The organism is Microbacterium amylolyticum (assembly GCF_011046975.1).
In the GTDB taxonomy this organism is placed as follows: Bacteria; Actinomycetota; Actinomycetes; order Actinomycetales; family Microbacteriaceae; genus Microbacterium; species Microbacterium amylolyticum.
This window is the reverse complement of the sequence record NZ_CP049253.1, coordinates 1,897,924-1,912,914: the sequence shown is the minus strand read 5'-3', so window position 1 is coordinate 1,912,914 and position 14,991 is coordinate 1,897,924. Positions and strand designations below refer to the sequence as shown.

The following is a 14,991-nucleotide window of genomic DNA, read 5'->3' as shown; positions in this document are numbered from 1 at the left end:
CGGGGTTCGACGCCCCGCTGCGTGGAATCGCACCGGCCACCGGCCACGAGAGCTCGGGCGTGTCCGGGGTCGAGTCTTTCCAGACGCCGATGCCGGCTTAGAACTCGGGAATCGACGCGAGATCGGCGGTGGGTTGCTGCTCGCGCGCTGCGCCCTGCACCTGTTCGAGCGCTTCCACCAGCGTGCGGGCACGATCATCGATCACACGCTTGTAGCCCAGACGCTCGGCCTCGGCGCGGCGCTGCTTGGCCTGTGTGACCGGCCGCACCTCCCCAGCGAGCGACAGCTCACCCGCCGCGGCGAGTTCTCGCGGCAGCGTGAAGTCCTTAATCGATCCGGCAACCGCCAGGGCGATCGCCAGATCGGCGGCGGGCTCGGTGAACCGCACACCACCAACCGTGGAGACGTACACGTCGACGTTGCCGGTGCGGATGTTGGCACGGCGATCGAGGACGGCCAGCACCATCGCTACGCGCGCGGAGTCGACGCCGGAGACAACGCGGCGCGGGTTGGGGGCGGGGTTGAAGACGGTGAGCGCCTGCACCTCTACCGGCAGCGCCCGGCGCCCCTCGAGCGAAATCGCCACACATGTTCCCGCGGTGGGCTGGCCGTGCGAGAGGAACAGCCCGGACGGGTCGGGGACCTCGCGGATGCCATCGCCCGCCATCTCAAAACATCCGACTTCGTCGGTGGGTCCGAAGCGGTTCTTGAGCGCACGCACAAAGCGCAGGGACGTTTGACGATCTCCCTCGAAGTGACACACCACATCGACCAGGTGTTCGAGAACCCGCGGACCCGCGACGCTGCCGTCTTTTGTGACGTGGCCGACGATGATGATCGGCAGCGCACGCTCTTTAGCCACGCGAATGAGCGTAGACGCGACCTCGCGCACCTGTCCGGGCATTCCGGCCGCGCCATCTTGCTGACTGGACGCCACCGTCTGCACGGAGTCGACGATGACCAGCTCGGGCTGAACGCTGTCGAGGTGGCCCAGAACGGTGGCCAAATCGGATTCCGCCGCGAGGAAGAGCTGATCGTGCATGGCCCCCGTGCGCTCGGCACGCAACCGCACCTGGGCGACCGATTCTTCTGCACTGACGTACAGAACGCGGCGCCCCTCCATTGCCGCGCGTGCCGCGACCTCGAGCAGGAGGGTGGACTTGCCGACCCCGGGTTCTCCCGACAGGAGAATGGCCGCGCCGGGCACAACACCGCCGCCAAGAACGCGGTCGAACTCTCCGACCCCGCTGGGGCGGCGGGGCGCGTCAGCCGTGTCGATCTGCGTGATCGGCCGGGCCGCGGAGGACGGCGCGAGCGACTGAACGGAACGGTTGCCGAGCCCCTGCTGAGGGACGTTCTCGGCCACCGTTCCCCACTGCTGGCATTCGCCGCAGCGTCCGACCCACTTGGCCGTTGTCCACCCGCATTCGGAGCAGATGTATGCGGGAGCCGCGGGTCGTTTTGCCATGATCCGAGCCTACGAGGGTGCCACTGACAAACGTGTCAGCCCCGCGCCTACGCCTCGAGCGCCTCGAGCAGATCGCCGGGTGATGCCTGCATCGGGTGAGGCCCGGCGATATCGAGGAAAACGGTGGTGATCGTGTCGCGGTACTGCGTCAGAAAGGTCGTCAACCACGCCGGCGAATAGAGGCCAACGCCCGGCGGGAGGTTCTTCGGTTTGTTTCGCGCATCGCTGAACAGCAGCAGCGCGATCTCCCCCGTGTTCTGATCGCGATATGTCCAGACCTCGCCGCCGTCGAGCGGATTGTCCCGGGGGCCGGGCTTGATCAGCGGCACGACGGTGTTCCCGTTGCGGAGGGCGAGGGCCACCGCCGCGATGTCCTGCTTCTCCAGCGCCTGTGCGAGCGCTTCGGACCGGAATTCCTTCGGGTCGATCTGCTGCTGCTTCTTGCGCTTGCTACCCATGTCTCCAGGCTACTTTGTCAACGCAGGATGAAGCTCGCTGGCTCGGAGTGCGCCTCTCCGATGGCCACCTCGAGCACATACGTGCCCGCTGTCGCGCCCGGACGCTCGTCGGCGTCGCAGGTCTCCGGCGTGGAGCGCTGACGGTTCCAGGTGACCGGCTCACTCGTCTCCACCACCTGGCCCGCTTCGAGCGTCACCCACGCGTCTTCCGGTTCCGCCTGGCAATCCGTCGAACGCCACCACGTGTCCGGACCGCTGGTCACGGTAAACACCTGTTGCGTCGTTCCGACGTTCACGATGCAGTCCATCTCGGCGAGGTTCGTCAGGCGAATCGACAGCGCCGGGGTCTCCCCCGCCGCGTAGTCCGACTTGTCGGTGAGCGCCTCCAGCTTCAGATCTGCCGGAGCGCACGCCTGTGGCTCGGGCTCCTCGTCCGATTCGTCGTCTGCTTCCGGATCAGGGGCCGCCGTTGGCAGAAGCGTGGGAATCGGATCGGGCTCTTCTTCTGGTTGCTCGTTGCTGCTGCCGACGAACGGGAGGTTCTGCCACGGCTGCTCCTGCACCAACCAGCGCACGCCGAAGACGATCGCCGTTGTGACGCCCGCAAGCACCAGCAGGCTGAAGACGACCAGCACCAGACGGCGCCGCCGGTACACGGCCTTCGACTGTCTGCGCGGTTTCCTGTTCGCCACGGGTTCAGCCTACGTTCGCGGCATCAGACGAGCTGCTTCAGCATGCGGGTGTTGCCGAGAGTGTTCGGCTTCACATGCGCAAGATCGAGGAACTCGGCAATACCCTCGTCCGGGCTGCGCACCAGCTGCGAGTACACATCGGGCGAGACGATCTGCTCGCCGATCTCTTGGAAGCCGCGACGCTCGAAGAAAGCTGTCTCGAAGGTGAGGCAGAACAGCCGGGTCAGGCCGAGCACGCGCGCGTTCTCTTCCAACGCCGCCACAATCGCCCGGCCGACGCCGCGGTGCAGCCACTCGTCGGCGACCAGAAGGGTACGGATCTCGCCCAGGTCTTCCCACATCACGTGCAGGGCGCCGCAGCCCATGACCCGGTCGTGCTCATCCACCGCGACCATGAACTCCTGCGTCGCTTCGTAGAGCACAACCAGGTCTTTGCCCAGCAGGATGCGCCGCATCACAAACGGCTGCAGCATGCGGTGCACCGCTTCCATATCGGCGGCGCGTGCGGGGCGAACGGTGAACTCGGTCATCGCGGCCAGGCTACTCCGCGCGGCTCGTGGCGTCCTGAGAGGCGCGCCCGCGTCGAACGATGCGCACGATCACCCACACGATCAGGCCGGCAACACCGATCGCCCCCACCCAGGGCAAGACGAATCCGGCGGCGATGACGACGCCGTTTGCGAAGCCGATCAGCCCGTTCCATCCGCTGAGCAGACCGTCGCTGAATCCCGCCGGGTCTGTTGATGCCACCTCGCGTTCGCGCGTGAGATCGACGTGCAGCGTGGACATCGCCACCTGGTTCTCGAGTCCGTCGAGCTGACGCTGGTAGGACTCGAGCTGCCCCTGTCGCTCGGACAGCGCCTGCTCGGCCGCGAGAAGATCCGCAACGGAACCGGCCTGCTCCATGAGCTCGGTCAGTCGGTCTACCGACGCGCGCGTCGCGTCGATGCGCGCTTCGAGGTCGATCGCCTGGTCCGTCACGTCCGTTTCGGAGATTTCCGTGCTCGTGACCGACCCGATGTCGCCGAGCGCCGATCGCACCTCGTCCAAGGACTCCGCGGGAATCCGCAGCGTCGCCCACCCCGACCGGATGTCGGTTGCCGCGGCAAGCTCGTCGTAGCGGTCGCTGGAGGATCCCATCGCCTCGACGTATCCGTTGTGCTCGGCGGCGAGCGCCGTCAGTTCTTCGCTGGCGGCCAGAACATCGCCGACAACGATCGACACGTAGCCATTGCGGATCACGCGGCGGTCGGTGGCGATGTCGGTCGCGTCACGGCTGGCGGCCGAGTCTTCCATCGCCTCGGCTTCGATCATGGCCGGCTCGTCGATTCCGGCCATTTCCGGCATCGATGCCCCGTCGCCGGGGCCGCCGTCGTATCCGGCACTGGCCGTGTCGGATGCATCGCTCCCGCCCGTGAGCATTCCCTGCATCGCGAGCGGAGTGCTGATCGCCACAACCGCCACAACTGCTGCGGCCGTGAGGCTCCCGGTAATCCAGCGCCGACGCTTCCGCGCGCTCTCGCGCTCGGACGCACGCTGGCGGGCGATATCGGAGAAAACGCCCGATTCCAGACGCTCCACCTGCTCGTCCGTCAGCACGGGCAGATCCTGACCTGTTGTGTTCATCACGCTTCCTCCCTGACGACGGAACGCAGCTGCGTTCGAATGCGAGAGAGGCGATTACGGACGGCCCCATGGCTGACACCGAGCTCCGCTGCAGCAGCCGCATAGGCGTAGCCCTCGGTGATGCATAGGGCGAAAATCCGGCGATCCGTTTCCGACATTCCGTCCACCTCGCGCGCAATGCGATCCGCGAGGTCCGCGTCGATCACCTGCTGTTCGACGCTGACCGTGTCCGGCTGACGCTCATCAACCATTCCGCCGGTGTGCTGACGCTCACGGCGGCGGGCGCGGATGCGATTCGCCGACACATTTCGACAGATCGTGGCTAGCCACGGCAACGCGGATTCTCCGGCCAGTTCGAAGCCGTTCAGCTTGCGCCACGCCGTCGAGAACGTCTCTTGCGCCACGTCCTCCGCGTCCGCCCTGTCGCTGAGCAGGCCATAGGCGATCCAAAAAACAGGTCGTACATAGGCGCGAAACAGCGCACGGAATGCGAGCTCGCTGCCCGCCGCGGCTGCCGCCACCAGCTCCGCGTCTGTTGTGTCTTCGTCGAACATGGGTCCGCCCGTCCTCGGGTGCAATCGTCTCTCACCCTGAACAGTGTCGCGAGAGGGGTGATCGTCTCACATGTTGTGTTCCGGATGTTCTGGCGGCAGGCCATGGATGAAGTTCGGTCTCGCGTGCGGGGTGACCCTTCGAGCGATTCGCCCTACCTACACGCCCGCAGCACACGCGCCAATCCAACCAAAGTTGGATTCACTCGCCTACCGCGGGCGGTGGTGTCCGCTTCGAAGTCCCCCTACGGTAATTCTGACGGCAATCAGAATGAATGATGCGATGTAATGCATCTGGACGAGTACATGGAGACATACAGGAGTGCAAGAGGATATACGTGTGACGGTAGTCTCCGATGAGCCACTCATAAAGGGGGCACTCGAACAACTTTTCCGCAACGCCGACGGCAGTCCTTCTGCGCGAGATTCGGTCGGGCGGCATCCGCCGCACGCTCGATCAGACCGAGTGGGCGCGGCTGTCCAACATCCAGATCGCCAACCAAATGCACCTCGCAGAGCCAACCGTGAAGTCCTACATCGCGAGCGTAATGTCGAAATGGAATGTACGAACGCGCGTGCAGGTGGTCCTTCATGCCCTCGGACGCAATGACACATTCATCACCAGGTCCCACGTTTCCGACACACGTTCTCGTGTCGATGCGAGAGTGAACTAAAGGATGTATTTTATCCATTCACATTGCCGATGCGCCGCGGCGAGTTGCGCAAATACCTTCGCATGGCGACTTGTTCATACCGACAAGTCGCTTCGTGTTGAATGTGAAGGAGTCAAATATGTGAGCACGGGTTTTGAAGTTCTGCGGCTGGGTCTTGACGCAGGCTTGGCGATGGGGAAAACGGAAGGTCCAGAGCGCCATCTCGTGGGCCAAGCGCAACTGGCGCAAGGTCGCATCCTGGTTGAACCGCGGCCTCTCGTGGGGATCGATTCTGCAGCTCATCCTGCAGCTTCTCGGACTGGCCTAGTCGACTCCTCGACAGGTTGCACCGTTCGGGCGGCTGCGCCATGAGCCGCCTCGAACATGCACTGCCACCGTCGGCGGTAACCTACGGTCGACAGGTCGCCATGATTTCGGGAACCCCCGTGATCATGGCGGCCGTCGCCGCGGGCGCCTGGATCGCACCGACCGAGCACACGCTCCTTGTTGCAGTGCTCACTGCTGTTGCCGCGATCGTCGTGATGGCGCTTGATATTCTCGTTATCAACGTTCGCCTCATCCGCTCGGTCCGCTACACAATCGACGCTCAATCCCTCCGCATCCGACGCGGCCTGCTCATCAAGCAGGAAATGGAACTCCCGCTGCGCCACGTCATCAGTGTGTCCATCGTTCAGGGCCCGATGCTGCGCCGCTTGGGTCTGGCGAAGGTAAGGTTCATGACCATCGCTCAGCCACAGGTGCTGGGTCCTGTCGATGTCCTCACCGCCGAGAAAATCCGTGCGTCCGTTGTTGGCGTCTCCGAAGGACAACCGTGAGCATCCGGTGGCGCGGAGGTGGACGGCGCCTCAGCGCACGAACAATCACCGCTGACTATCTCGCCGGTGCGCCGTCACTCGTGACGCTCACCGCAGGCCTCATTGCATATATCGCACTTGATGAGCCGTGGCTCGGGAAGTTTGCGCTGTGGGGATTCATCGCGCTTCTCGGTTTTTTTGTGGCCCAGCCTGTCGTGCGGTGGCTCTCGACGTACGTCCTCATCACGGATGAGGACGCAACGGTCGTCACAGGGATCGTGATGCATCGCTTGCGGACCATCACGTGGCGCAACGCGCATGTGATCGATGTCGAACGCAGCATGTCGTATCGACTGCTGGGCCTGCACCGCGTCGCGCTCCGAGCAGGGGGCGATGAAGCGTCTGAGGTTGTCATCGACGGCGCCGATGATCGCCTGCTCGTCGATATGCGCGGATACGCCTCATCCGCCGCGGGAACCTTGTCTGTCGGCCGTGCGCCTTCGGGGATACATCCAGCTCAACCGAGCCCGGACACACTGATCTATGCAGCCGGCGTTGGGCAGCTCGCCTTTGCGGGTGTGATCTACGGGCAGTTCGCCGTGATCGGAGGCGCCGTTGTCATGGGGATTGTCGAAGCCCTCCAGGCCCTCGGCTTTCTCGAGATGATTCTTCCGCTGCTGCTCCGTTCCCCCGCGATCGGCGTGGGCGCGCTGGTCGTCATCATGCTTGCCTCTGGATCCGTCGCCAGCGCGTGCCGTTTCCACGGGTTGCGCCTGCAGCAAAGCCAGGGAGGCAACCTGCGCGTCCAATATGGCGTGCTGCACAAGCGCGACCGCACCATCCGTCCAGAATCGCTTGTGGGTGTCCGCATTCAACAAAACCTCATCGAAGCCGTGATCGGACGCGCGCGTATGTCGCTACTGTCCATCGATAGTTCACAACAGGTCGGCACGAACCTCGTTCTCCCGTCTCTCCCACGCCATCTCGTTGTGTCAATTGCCTCCGAGCAACTGCGTCGCGTTGGCGTTGAGTGGTCGGACCCCACCCCATCACGGCGGTCAGATGCGCTCCTCGCCGCTTCTGTGATCGTCCCGCTCACCGTTGGCGCTACGATCTGCGCGATGATGCTGAGGAGCGGAACCCACATCATCACCTCCGGCGCCGCGGGCATGACGGGCGTGGGACTCGCACTTGCCGTGTTCTGGGCCACCACAGCACGGATTCGGATCACGCATGGTGGCGTGTCGCGCTCGCATGTTGTCATGCGCCGTCGGGTCGACATCGTGCGGGGGAACGCGATTCAGGTTGTCTCTCGCCTGATCCTCGGCGGGCGGTCGATCATGAGCCTGCACGCGTACGCCGGAGGCACCCTGTCATTACGTGCGGCGGGCGTTACGGAATGCGATGTTCAACGGCTCCGGTCGATCGTTCGCACCCGTCCACACACTCACACCCCCCTTACGGAAGGCATCTCCTATGAACGCGCGTAGTCCGAAATCCCGGGCCGACATATGGTCAAGCGTCGCTCTTTTTGCGACCATCCTTATCCTGTCAGTGGTGCTCGCCGTCACGACAGATCTGAACATGGTGGTCCGCGGCGCCGTCGCCGTACTGGCGGGGATCGTGGCGGCCGCAACGGTTCACACCATCAGCTCTCGTCGATCGCCCTCCGACGAACACTGACCCGCGCGGTCAGCGCGTGTGGATGCGGGCTTCGTGAACCAAACGCGCAAGCTGGACACGGTTGGAGGCGTCGAGTTTGATGAACAGGCTTCCCACATGCGATTTGACGGTTGCGACACTGATGTGAAGTTCACTGGCGATCTCGGCGTTGGACCGGCCACGCGCAACGGCGATCGCCACTTCCCGTTCGCGGGCCGTCAACGACAGCGCCATGCTCTGGGCTTCCGCAGCGGACCCCTGCGCGGACGTTGCAACCTCAATGACGCGCGTGGTCACGCTTGGAGACAGCGTCGGCTCGCCTCGAGCGCACCGCCGCACAGCAGAAACAATGTCGGCTGGCGGAGTGTCCTTAACGAGAAACCCCGCCGCTCCCTCTTGCAGGGAGGTGAACACCGACTCGTCAGAATCGAACGTTGTCAGCATGATGACCCTGGTGTGTGTTTCCCGCGGTGCAAGCTCGCGCAGCGCCTCGATGCCGTCCATCCGCGGCATCCGGATGTCCATCAGCGCGATATCGGGACGCACTTTGGCGATGAGCGCAAGCGCTTCGCGCCCATCGGCTGCTTCGCCAACGATCTCGATCTCCGGTTCGCCCTCGAGAACCAGCTTCAACCCGCTTCGCACGAGCGCATCATCGTCGACGACAATGACCGTCGTTGGTGTTTTCTCGGTCATGCAGTCTCCGTCTCGCGCCAGGGCAGCCACGCGCGCGTGACGAACCCACCGTCTTCAGGGCCGGAGGAAAACTGGCCATCGAGAATCTCCACTCGCTGTGAGAGCCCCGCCAGCCCGTGGCCGCTGTGTGGCGGCGCTTCGATGCGATCGCGTGGCACCGCGTTTCCCACCTCGACCATCAAAATACCTCCCGGCTGCCCTTCGATAAGGAGGCGCACCTGGGCGCCCGGAGCATGTTTGCGAACGTTGGTGACGGATTCTTGGACAACGCGATAGGCGCACCGAGAGACCTCGTCCGGTAACTCTTCGATGCGGGCCGCGACCGTAGCGGTCACGCGCATGCCCGCCTGGCGCGTCTCCTCCAGGAGAGCCTCCAGTTGCGCAAGCGTTGGCTGGGGAGACCGCTCGTCCCTGTCGCCGAGCACGTCCAGCACGTGCCGCAATTCGACAAGCGCACGTCTCGCATTCTCCCGGATAAGCGAGGCCGCCTCGGTGCTACGTTCCGTCGATAAGTCTGTTCGATAGTCAAGCGCGCCCGCGTGGACGGCAATCAACGAGATCCGGTGCGCGAGAACATCGTGCATTTCACGAGCGATCAGAGTGCGCTCCGTTGCACGCGCGGCCGCCACACGCAACGCGGCTTCGCGCTCGGCTTCGTGTGCGCGGGTGCGCAGGGATGCGATCAGATCGCGCCGGGCACCAACATACAGGCCGATCGTGACGCTCAGCGCATACGTCGTCATCATGATCACCGGGATCACCCAGGCTACAGCGCCCGGCCGCATCGACCAGGCGGACAGAATGAGGCCAGCGCACAACCACACAATTCCCACTACGAGCAGGCTCCGCGGGCGACGCCGCGTGGCGTTGGATGTTGCGGCAAGGGCGGCCCCTGCAATCGCCGTTGCGCTGAAGCTCATGAGCGCCGCGGACATCACTGCGATGAGGAGGGGCCATCGGCGGCGAAACGGGAGCGCACCTATCGTCGCCAGGCCCAGAATGACCTCCGACAACGGAAGGACCTGAATCCACAGCGGTTGGTCGTCGATGAGGTCCGGGTTGACATCGTGGCGTTCGAGCACAGCCCCGAGGAAGATCACATAGACGACCAGCGCCACGACAATCATCACGGCGTACCGCCACGCGCTTCCCCATTGGGAGAGTTGCGAGCGCGGGCTGGCCTCAGCTGTGGGGCGAAGGCCCGTCACCACTTCGTTTTGGACCAACCCGGTTGCCATTCGAGAAGTCTATAAGCGCCCCACACTCGCTACATCGGCCAAGGGAGGGGGCCACCCCCTCCCAAAGTTGGAGATGCGATCGCCCCGCGCAGGATGTGCCATGCGCCCTCACCCTGTCACCGTTGAGACATGATCGAAGCTAAACAGCTGACCAAACGATACGGCCGGCGAACGGTGGTCGACAATGTCACGTTTACTGCCTGTCCCGGACGCGTTACCGCCCTCCTCGGCCCCAACGGTTCCGGTAAGTCGACGACGATGCGGCTCCTGCTGGGCCTGTCGATTCCCGCTTCCGGAGAGGCTCGGATTCTTGAGCAGCGGTTCATCGATATCCCCCGCCCCGCAACCCGGGTGGGGGCAATGCTCGATGCCTCGGCCGTCCACAAGGGGCGTTCGGGACGGGAGGCGCTTGTTCTCGCAGCGATGATGTTGGGCAAGAGCCAGGCGAACGCGGATGACATGATCGATCGCGTTGGGCTCACGGCCCGCGAAGCTCGCCGCCGCGCGGGAACCTACTCGCTCGGTATGCGGCAGCGGTTGGGCATCGCGCAGGCGCTCCTCGGTGAGCCCGAGGTACTGATTCTGGACGAGCCGGTGAACGGACTTGACCCGTCGGGCATCCGCTGGACGCGCGACCTGCTCCGCGATTTTGCTGACGGCGGCGGCACGGTTTTGCTGTCGTCACATCTGCTCAGCGAGGTGGAGCTTCTTGCGGATGATGTTGTCATCATGGGTGACGGTCGCGTCATGGCGCAGGGGCCGAAAGCGTCGCTACTCGAGCACGGCGCGTCCACGCTTGAGGATGCGTACTTCCGGTGGACCAGCGACACGGCGCGCGAGCGAGGTGCGGCATGACGCACACCGTTGCTCCGCGAGAAACCTCCCTGAAGCGGCCGTCGGGCATCCCCCTCTCCGTGCTCATTGCCGTCGAATGCCGCAAGCTCGTCGACACTCGTGCGGGCGCCGCCCTCCTGCTCTCCATCATCTTGATCAGCGCCATCGCAACCGTTGTCTGGCTGTGGGTGGGTGGTGCGGAGGCCGCGTCGTGGGCGTCGATGGTCGACAGCGCATCGTTCGGCTGGTCACTTCTTCTTCCGCTTGTCGGCATCGTCGCCGCCACATCGGAGTGGTCACAGCGCACCGGCCTTGTCATGTTCGTGATCGAGCCACGGCGCACACGCATGGTCATGGCGAAGATCGTGGCCGTCATGGCGTTCGGGATCGCGCTTTACGTTTCGACGTTCGCGATCGCGGCCGGCTTGAACGCAATCGTTGGGTTCTCGACGGAAGCTGGTGCCGATTGGAGCGTCGATCCCGCGGTCGCTCTGGGACTGCTCGGAGGAACGATGATCTACGCCATCATGGGCGTCGCGTTTGGGTTGCTGTTCCTCAGCACGCCCGTTGCCATCGTGGCCTATCTGCTGTTGCCGATGGTGGCGACCTTCGCGAACGGTATTCCAGCGGTCATGCACGTTGCCGGGTGGGTTGATCTGACGAGCGCCGTGCTTCCCCTGTACATCGGGGAGCTCGATGCGATCAGTGCCGCGAAGCTCCTGACCGCTGTGCTGCTGTGGGTTGTTGTTCCCCTTATCGGGGGACTCCTGCGCATCCACCGCAAAGAAGTCGTCTGACGCACAAAAAAACCGTCGGCCCCCGCTCCTGATCAGGAGCGGGGGCCGAACGCTGGTGAGATTACTCGCCGAAGGCGGTGATCTCGGGGCTGGACTTGATGTCGCCGCCGGTGTTGACGCTCACCGAAACGCGCTCGGCGCGCATTTCGTTGTGGAACGTGAACTTGCCGTCGACGACGTCCACCTTGATGTGGTGACCCGATTCGAGCTGACCAGAGAGCATCGATTCGGACAGGCGGTCCTCGATCTCACGCTGCATGGCGCGGCGCAGAGGACGTGCACCGAGGGTCGGGTCGAAGCCGATCTCGATCAGTCGCTCCTTGGCGGCCGTGGAGAGCTCGATCGTCATGTCGCGGTCGAGAAGCCGCTCGCTGAGGCGCTTCGTGAACAGGTCGACGATCTGCAGCAGCTCGGGCTTCGACAACTGCGGGAAGACAATGATGTCATCCACGCGGTTGAGGAACTCGGGCTTGAAGTGGCGCTTGAGCTCTTCGTCGACCTTGCCCTTCATGCGGTCGTAGGTGGTCTGCTGGTTGCCCTCGACCTGGAAACCGACGGGTCCACCGGCGATGGCCGACGAACCGAGGTTCGTGGTCATGATGATGACGGTGTTCTTGAAGTCGATGACGCGGCCCTGACCATCGGTCAGGCGACCCTCTTCGAGGATCTGCAGCAACGAGTTGAAGATGTCGGGGTGGGCCTTCTCGATCTCGTCGAAGAGAACAACCGAGAACGGCTTGCGGCGCACCTTCTCGGTGAGCTGGCCGCCGTCTTCGAAGCCGACGAATCCGGGAGGGGCACCGAACAGGCGCGACACCGTGTGCTTCTCGCCGAACTCGGACATGTCGAGCGAGATCAGGGCGTCCTCGTCGTCGAAGAGGAACTCGGCGAGGGCCTTGGCCAGCTCGGTCTTACCGACACCCGTGGGGCCGGCGAAGATGAACGAGCCGGAGGGACGCTTGGGGTCCTTCAGGCCGGCGCGCTGGCGGCGGATCGTCTTGGACAGAGCCGAGATGGCCTCTTCCTGGCCGATAACGCGCTCGTGCAGTGCCTTCTCCATGAAGACGAGACGGCTGGTCTCCTCTTCTGTGAGCTTGAAGACGGGGATTCCGGTGGCCTGTGCCAGCACCTCGGCGATCAGCCCCTCATCGACGACGGCGTTGGTCTCGACCTCGCCCGCACGCCACTTCTTCTCGAGGCGCAGGCGCTCGCCGAGCAGCTTCTTCTCCTCGTCACGCAGCGACGCCGCCTTTTCGAAGTCCTGCTCTTCCGAAGCAGCCTCCTTCTGGTGGCGCACGTTCTGAATCTTCTCGTCGAACTCACGCAGCTCGGGCGGGCTCGACAGGATCGACAGGCGCAGGCGGGCGCCGGCCTCGTCGATCAGGTCGATCGCCTTGTCGGGCAGGAAACGGTCCTGCACGTAGCGGTCGGCGAGGTTGGCAGCAGCGACGATCGCGCCGTCGGTGATCTGCACCTTGTGGAACGCCTCGTAGTGGTCGCGCAGACCCTTCAGGATGTTGATCGCGTGAGGCAGCGAAGGCTCGGCAACCTGGATCGGCTGGAAGCGACGCTCAAGAGCGGCGTCCTTCTCGAAGTGCTTACGGTACTCGTCGAGAGTTGTCGCACCGATCGTCTGCAGCTCACCGCGGGCGAGCAGCGGCTTGAGGATGTTGGCGGCGTCGATCGCGCCCTCCGCGGCACCCGCACCCACCAGGGTGTGGATCTCGTCGATGAAGACGATGATGTCGCCGCGGTTGCGGATCTCCTTCGTGACCTTCTTCAGGCGCTCCTCGAAGTCACCGCGGTAGCGGGAACCGGCGATCAACGATCCGAGGTCGAGGGAGTAGACCTGCTTGTCTTTCAGCGTCTCGGGAACATCGCCCTTGACGATCGCCTGCGCGAGGCCCTCAACAACGGCGGTCTTGCCGACGCCGGGCTCACCGATCAGAACGGGGTTGTTCTTCGAGCGGCGCGAGAGGATCTGCATCACGCGCTCGATCTCTTTTTCACGCCCGATCACGGGGTCGAGCTTGCCGTCGCGCGCGGCCTGGGCCAGGTTGCGGCCGAACTGGTCGAGAACCTGCGAACCGGCCTTGCCACCCTGCTCCTGCTGCTCCTGGCCGCCCGGCGTCACACCAACGGGCTCCTTGCCCCCCTGGTAACCACTGAGCAGCTGGATGACCTGCTGGCGCACCTTGTTGAGGTCTGCGCCGAGCTTCACGAGCACCTGGGCAGCGACACCCTCGCCCTCGCGGATCAGGCCGAGCAGAATGTGCTCCGTGCCGATGTAGTTGTGGCCGAGCTGCAGCGCCTCGCGCAGAGACAGCTCCAGGACCTTCTTCGCGCGCGGCGTGAAGGGGATGTGGCCAGTGGGCTGCTGCTGCCCCTGACCGATGATGTCCTGAACCTGCTCGCGCACGGCGTCGAGCGAGATGTCGAGGGATTCGAGAGCCTTTGCGGCAACACCCTCGCCCTCGTGAATCAGCCCGAGCAGAATGTGCTCCGTACCGATGTAGTTGTGGTTGAGCATCTTCGCCTCTTCTTGGGCGAGAACAACCACACGGCGGGCGCGGTCGGTGAACCTCTCGAACATGTCACTCCTCCGGGCGCAGGGGCCAATCGGCGGCACGATGGAACGGGCCGTGATTCAACGGTAGCCACGTATCACGGCGAGGGTCGCCGTGTTCGCCGTGGGCATATCTCTGTTGCGGAAGGTGGCAGGGTATGGGCGGCCTAACCTGCGGCTGCGGGCCACGTACACCGTGTTGGACGACACCCCATCGGTCACGGGGTTGTCGAAGTCGACAACGTGCGCCGTACCGTCGTCGAACACGGTGCGCAGCTCGGTGAGGAAATCGTCGTCGGGCGGATCATCCGACCAGAGAGCGAATATCCCGCCCGGGGCGAGGTGGCGGTCGAGAGCTCGCAAGCCGTCTGCCGTGTACAGCGGGGCGTGCGTCGGATCGAGCTGATGCCGCGGCGAGTGGTCCACGTCGAGCAGAATCGCGTCGTACCGGTCCTGCCCGTTGGCGGGCTCCGCACGCATCACCGCGAAGAAATCGTCCTCGACAAGGGACGTTCGTACGTCGCCGACAAGTTCCGGCGATGCCGGAAGCAGCTCCCGCTGATGCCAGCCGATGACTGCGCCCAGCCGGTCGATCACGGTGAGCGCACCCACCCGGCTGTCCCGCAGCGCGGCGACTGCCGTGTATCCCAGGCCTAGACCACCAACAAGAACCGACAGGTTATCGCCGCGCACCGCAACCAGGCCCAGGTGCGCCAGCTCCTCTTCCGCAACGGTGAACAGGCTCGACATGAGGTATTCCTCGCCGAGCTTGACCTCGTAGACCTCTCGGCCGACTGCGGGTTCCGTGCGTCGCCGCAACATGAGGTCGCCGATCGGCGTTGGCTGCCAGTCCAGTTCCTCGAACGGAGTGATCACCGGGGCTCCCGTCCGTTGCGCTCGACACTACCGGGCGGTGGACGGCGGTCATCGCCGCA

The 14,991-nt window shown here is 64.4% G+C and carries 17 protein-coding genes; 7 read left to right on the top strand and 10 right to left on the bottom strand.

What is annotated here, in order from left to right; genetic code table 11:
• Nucleotides 1–97: 97 nt before the first annotated feature.
• The 6 genes from radA to G6N81_RS09275 are packed head-to-tail and all read right to left on the bottom strand — an operon-like array spanning nt 98 to nt 4,798.
• A complete protein-coding gene (radA, locus tag G6N81_RS09300; RefSeq protein ID WP_165136010.1) occupies nt 98–1,468 on the bottom strand; it encodes a DNA repair protein RadA in 1,371 nt (456 codons plus the stop codon).
• Nucleotides 1,469–1,515: 47 nt separating this feature from the next.
• Nucleotides 1,516–1,926, bottom strand: coding sequence for a dehydrogenase (locus G6N81_RS09295; protein WP_165136007.1), 411 nt, complete (start codon nt 1,924–1,926; stop codon nt 1,516–1,518).
• A 17-nt stretch (nt 1,927–1,943) separates the two neighbouring features.
• Nucleotides 1,944–2,618, bottom strand: a complete 675-nt coding sequence (locus tag G6N81_RS09290) for a hypothetical protein (protein ID WP_165136004.1) — start codon at nt 2,616–2,618, stop codon at nt 1,944–1,946.
• A gap of 23 nt (nt 2,619–2,641) precedes the next feature.
• Nucleotides 2,642–3,148 (bottom strand): amino-acid N-acetyltransferase, encoded by a 507-nt coding sequence (locus tag G6N81_RS09285; RefSeq protein ID WP_165136001.1) that lies wholly within the window; start codon nt 3,146–3,148, stop codon nt 2,642–2,644.
• Between the two features lie 10 nt (nt 3,149–3,158).
• A complete protein-coding gene (locus G6N81_RS09280; RefSeq protein WP_241245139.1) occupies nt 3,159–4,244 on the bottom strand; it encodes a DUF4349 domain-containing protein in 1,086 nt (361 codons plus the stop codon).
• Entirely contained in the window at nt 4,244–4,798 is a 555-nt protein-coding gene (locus tag G6N81_RS09275; RefSeq protein ID WP_165135995.1) for an RNA polymerase sigma factor, read from the bottom strand. Before G6N81_RS09275 ends, G6N81_RS09280 begins: the two co-directional genes overlap by 1 nt.
• 500 nt (nt 4,799–5,298) lie before the next feature.
• On the opposite strand from G6N81_RS09275, the gene G6N81_RS12980 reads away from it, so the two are divergent.
• From G6N81_RS12980 to G6N81_RS12850, 5 genes are all read left to right on the top strand, one after another.
• Nucleotides 5,299–5,469, top strand: coding sequence for a LuxR C-terminal-related transcriptional regulator (locus G6N81_RS12980; RefSeq protein ID WP_165135992.1), 171 nt, complete (start codon nt 5,299–5,301; stop codon nt 5,467–5,469).
• A 154-nt stretch (nt 5,470–5,623) separates the two neighbouring features.
• Entirely contained in the window at nt 5,624–5,776 is a 153-nt protein-coding gene (locus tag G6N81_RS09265; RefSeq protein ID WP_165135989.1) for an aureocin A53 family class IId bacteriocin, read from the top strand.
• 40 nt (nt 5,777–5,816) lie between these two features.
• The gene (locus G6N81_RS09260; protein WP_165135986.1) at nt 5,817–6,284 is read left to right on the top strand and encodes a PH domain-containing protein; all 468 of its coding nucleotides are present in this window, start codon (nt 5,817–5,819) and stop codon (nt 6,282–6,284) included.
• Complete coding sequence (locus G6N81_RS09255; RefSeq protein WP_165135983.1) at nt 6,281–7,753, top strand: YdbT family protein; 1,473 nt, start codon at nt 6,281–6,283, stop codon at nt 7,751–7,753. Before G6N81_RS09260 ends, G6N81_RS09255 begins: the two co-directional genes overlap by 4 nt.
• Before the next feature lie 67 nt (nt 7,754–7,820).
• Nucleotides 7,821–7,946 carry a hypothetical protein gene (locus G6N81_RS12850; RefSeq protein WP_277602641.1) on the top strand — a complete coding sequence of 42 codons (126 nt, stop codon included), beginning with the start codon at nt 7,821–7,823 and terminating at the stop codon, nt 7,944–7,946.
• 9 nt (nt 7,947–7,955) lie between these two features.
• On the opposite strand, the gene G6N81_RS09250 is transcribed toward G6N81_RS12850, so the two are convergent.
• Both G6N81_RS09250 and G6N81_RS09245 read right to left on the bottom strand, forming a co-directional pair.
• Nucleotides 7,956–8,621, bottom strand: coding sequence for a response regulator (locus tag G6N81_RS09250; RefSeq protein ID WP_165135980.1), 666 nt, complete (start codon nt 8,619–8,621; stop codon nt 7,956–7,958).
• Nucleotides 8,618–9,859: a sensor histidine kinase gene (locus G6N81_RS09245; RefSeq protein ID WP_165135977.1), complete on the bottom strand. Its 1,242-nt coding sequence runs from the start codon at nt 9,857–9,859 to the stop codon at nt 8,618–8,620. The genes G6N81_RS09250 and G6N81_RS09245 overlap by 4 nt, the downstream gene beginning before the upstream one ends.
• Before the next feature lie 129 nt (nt 9,860–9,988).
• Here G6N81_RS09245 and G6N81_RS09240 point away from each other — a divergent pair, with 129 nt between their 5' ends.
• Together G6N81_RS09240 and G6N81_RS09235 are read left to right on the top strand one after the other, a co-directional pair.
• Entirely contained in the window at nt 9,989–10,714 is a 726-nt protein-coding gene (locus G6N81_RS09240; protein WP_165135974.1) for an ATP-binding cassette domain-containing protein, read from the top strand.
• On the top strand, nt 10,711–11,490 hold the full coding sequence (locus G6N81_RS09235; protein WP_165135971.1) for an ABC-2 transporter permease: 780 nt from the start codon (nt 10,711–10,713) through the stop codon (nt 11,488–11,490). The genes G6N81_RS09240 and G6N81_RS09235 overlap by 4 nt, the downstream gene beginning before the upstream one ends.
• Before the next feature lie 61 nt (nt 11,491–11,551).
• On the opposite strand, the gene G6N81_RS09230 is transcribed toward G6N81_RS09235, so the two are convergent.
• Together G6N81_RS09230 and G6N81_RS09225 are read right to left on the bottom strand one after the other, a co-directional pair.
• Complete coding sequence (locus tag G6N81_RS09230; RefSeq protein WP_165135968.1) at nt 11,552–14,083, bottom strand: ATP-dependent Clp protease ATP-binding subunit; 2,532 nt, start codon at nt 14,081–14,083, stop codon at nt 11,552–11,554.
• A gap of 54 nt (nt 14,084–14,137) precedes the next feature.
• Nucleotides 14,138–14,932, bottom strand: coding sequence for a polyamine aminopropyltransferase (locus tag G6N81_RS09225; RefSeq protein ID WP_241244941.1), 795 nt, complete (start codon nt 14,930–14,932; stop codon nt 14,138–14,140).
• Between the last annotated feature and the right edge of the window lie 59 nt (nt 14,933–14,991).

Bases quoted from the DNA above. Each gene is read 5' to 3' on its own strand.
- radA (WP_165136010.1), bottom strand. From the start codon at position 1,468: ATGGCAAAACGACCCGCGGCTCCCGCATACATCTGCTCCGAATGCGGG.
- G6N81_RS09295 (WP_165136007.1), bottom strand. From the start codon at position 1,926: ATGGGTAGCAAGCGCAAGAAGCAGCAGCAGATCGACCCGAAGGAATTC.
- G6N81_RS09285 (WP_165136001.1), bottom strand. From the start codon at position 3,148: ATGACCGAGTTCACCGTTCGCCCCGCACGCGCCGCCGATATGGAAGCG.
- G6N81_RS09280 (WP_241245139.1), bottom strand. From the start codon at position 4,244: ATGAACACAACAGGTCAGGATCTGCCCGTGCTGACGGACGAGCAGGTG.
- G6N81_RS09275 (WP_165135995.1), bottom strand. From the start codon at position 4,798: ATGTTCGACGAAGACACAACAGACGCGGAGCTGGTGGCGGCAGCCGCG.
- G6N81_RS12980 (WP_165135992.1), top strand. From the start codon at position 5,299: ATGCACCTCGCAGAGCCAACCGTGAAGTCCTACATCGCGAGCGTAATG.
- G6N81_RS09260 (WP_165135986.1), top strand. From the start codon at position 5,817: ATGAGCCGCCTCGAACATGCACTGCCACCGTCGGCGGTAACCTACGGT.
- G6N81_RS09250 (WP_165135980.1), bottom strand. From the start codon at position 8,621: ATGACCGAGAAAACACCAACGACGGTCATTGTCGTCGACGATGATGCG.
- G6N81_RS09245 (WP_165135977.1), bottom strand. From the start codon at position 9,859: ATGGCAACCGGGTTGGTCCAAAACGAAGTGGTGACGGGCCTTCGCCCC.
- G6N81_RS09240 (WP_165135974.1), top strand. From the start codon at position 9,989: ATGATCGAAGCTAAACAGCTGACCAAACGATACGGCCGGCGAACGGTG.
- G6N81_RS09235 (WP_165135971.1), top strand. From the start codon at position 10,711: ATGACGCACACCGTTGCTCCGCGAGAAACCTCCCTGAAGCGGCCGTCG.
- G6N81_RS09230 (WP_165135968.1), bottom strand. From the start codon at position 14,083: ATGTTCGAGAGGTTCACCGACCGCGCCCGCCGTGTGGTTGTTCTCGCC.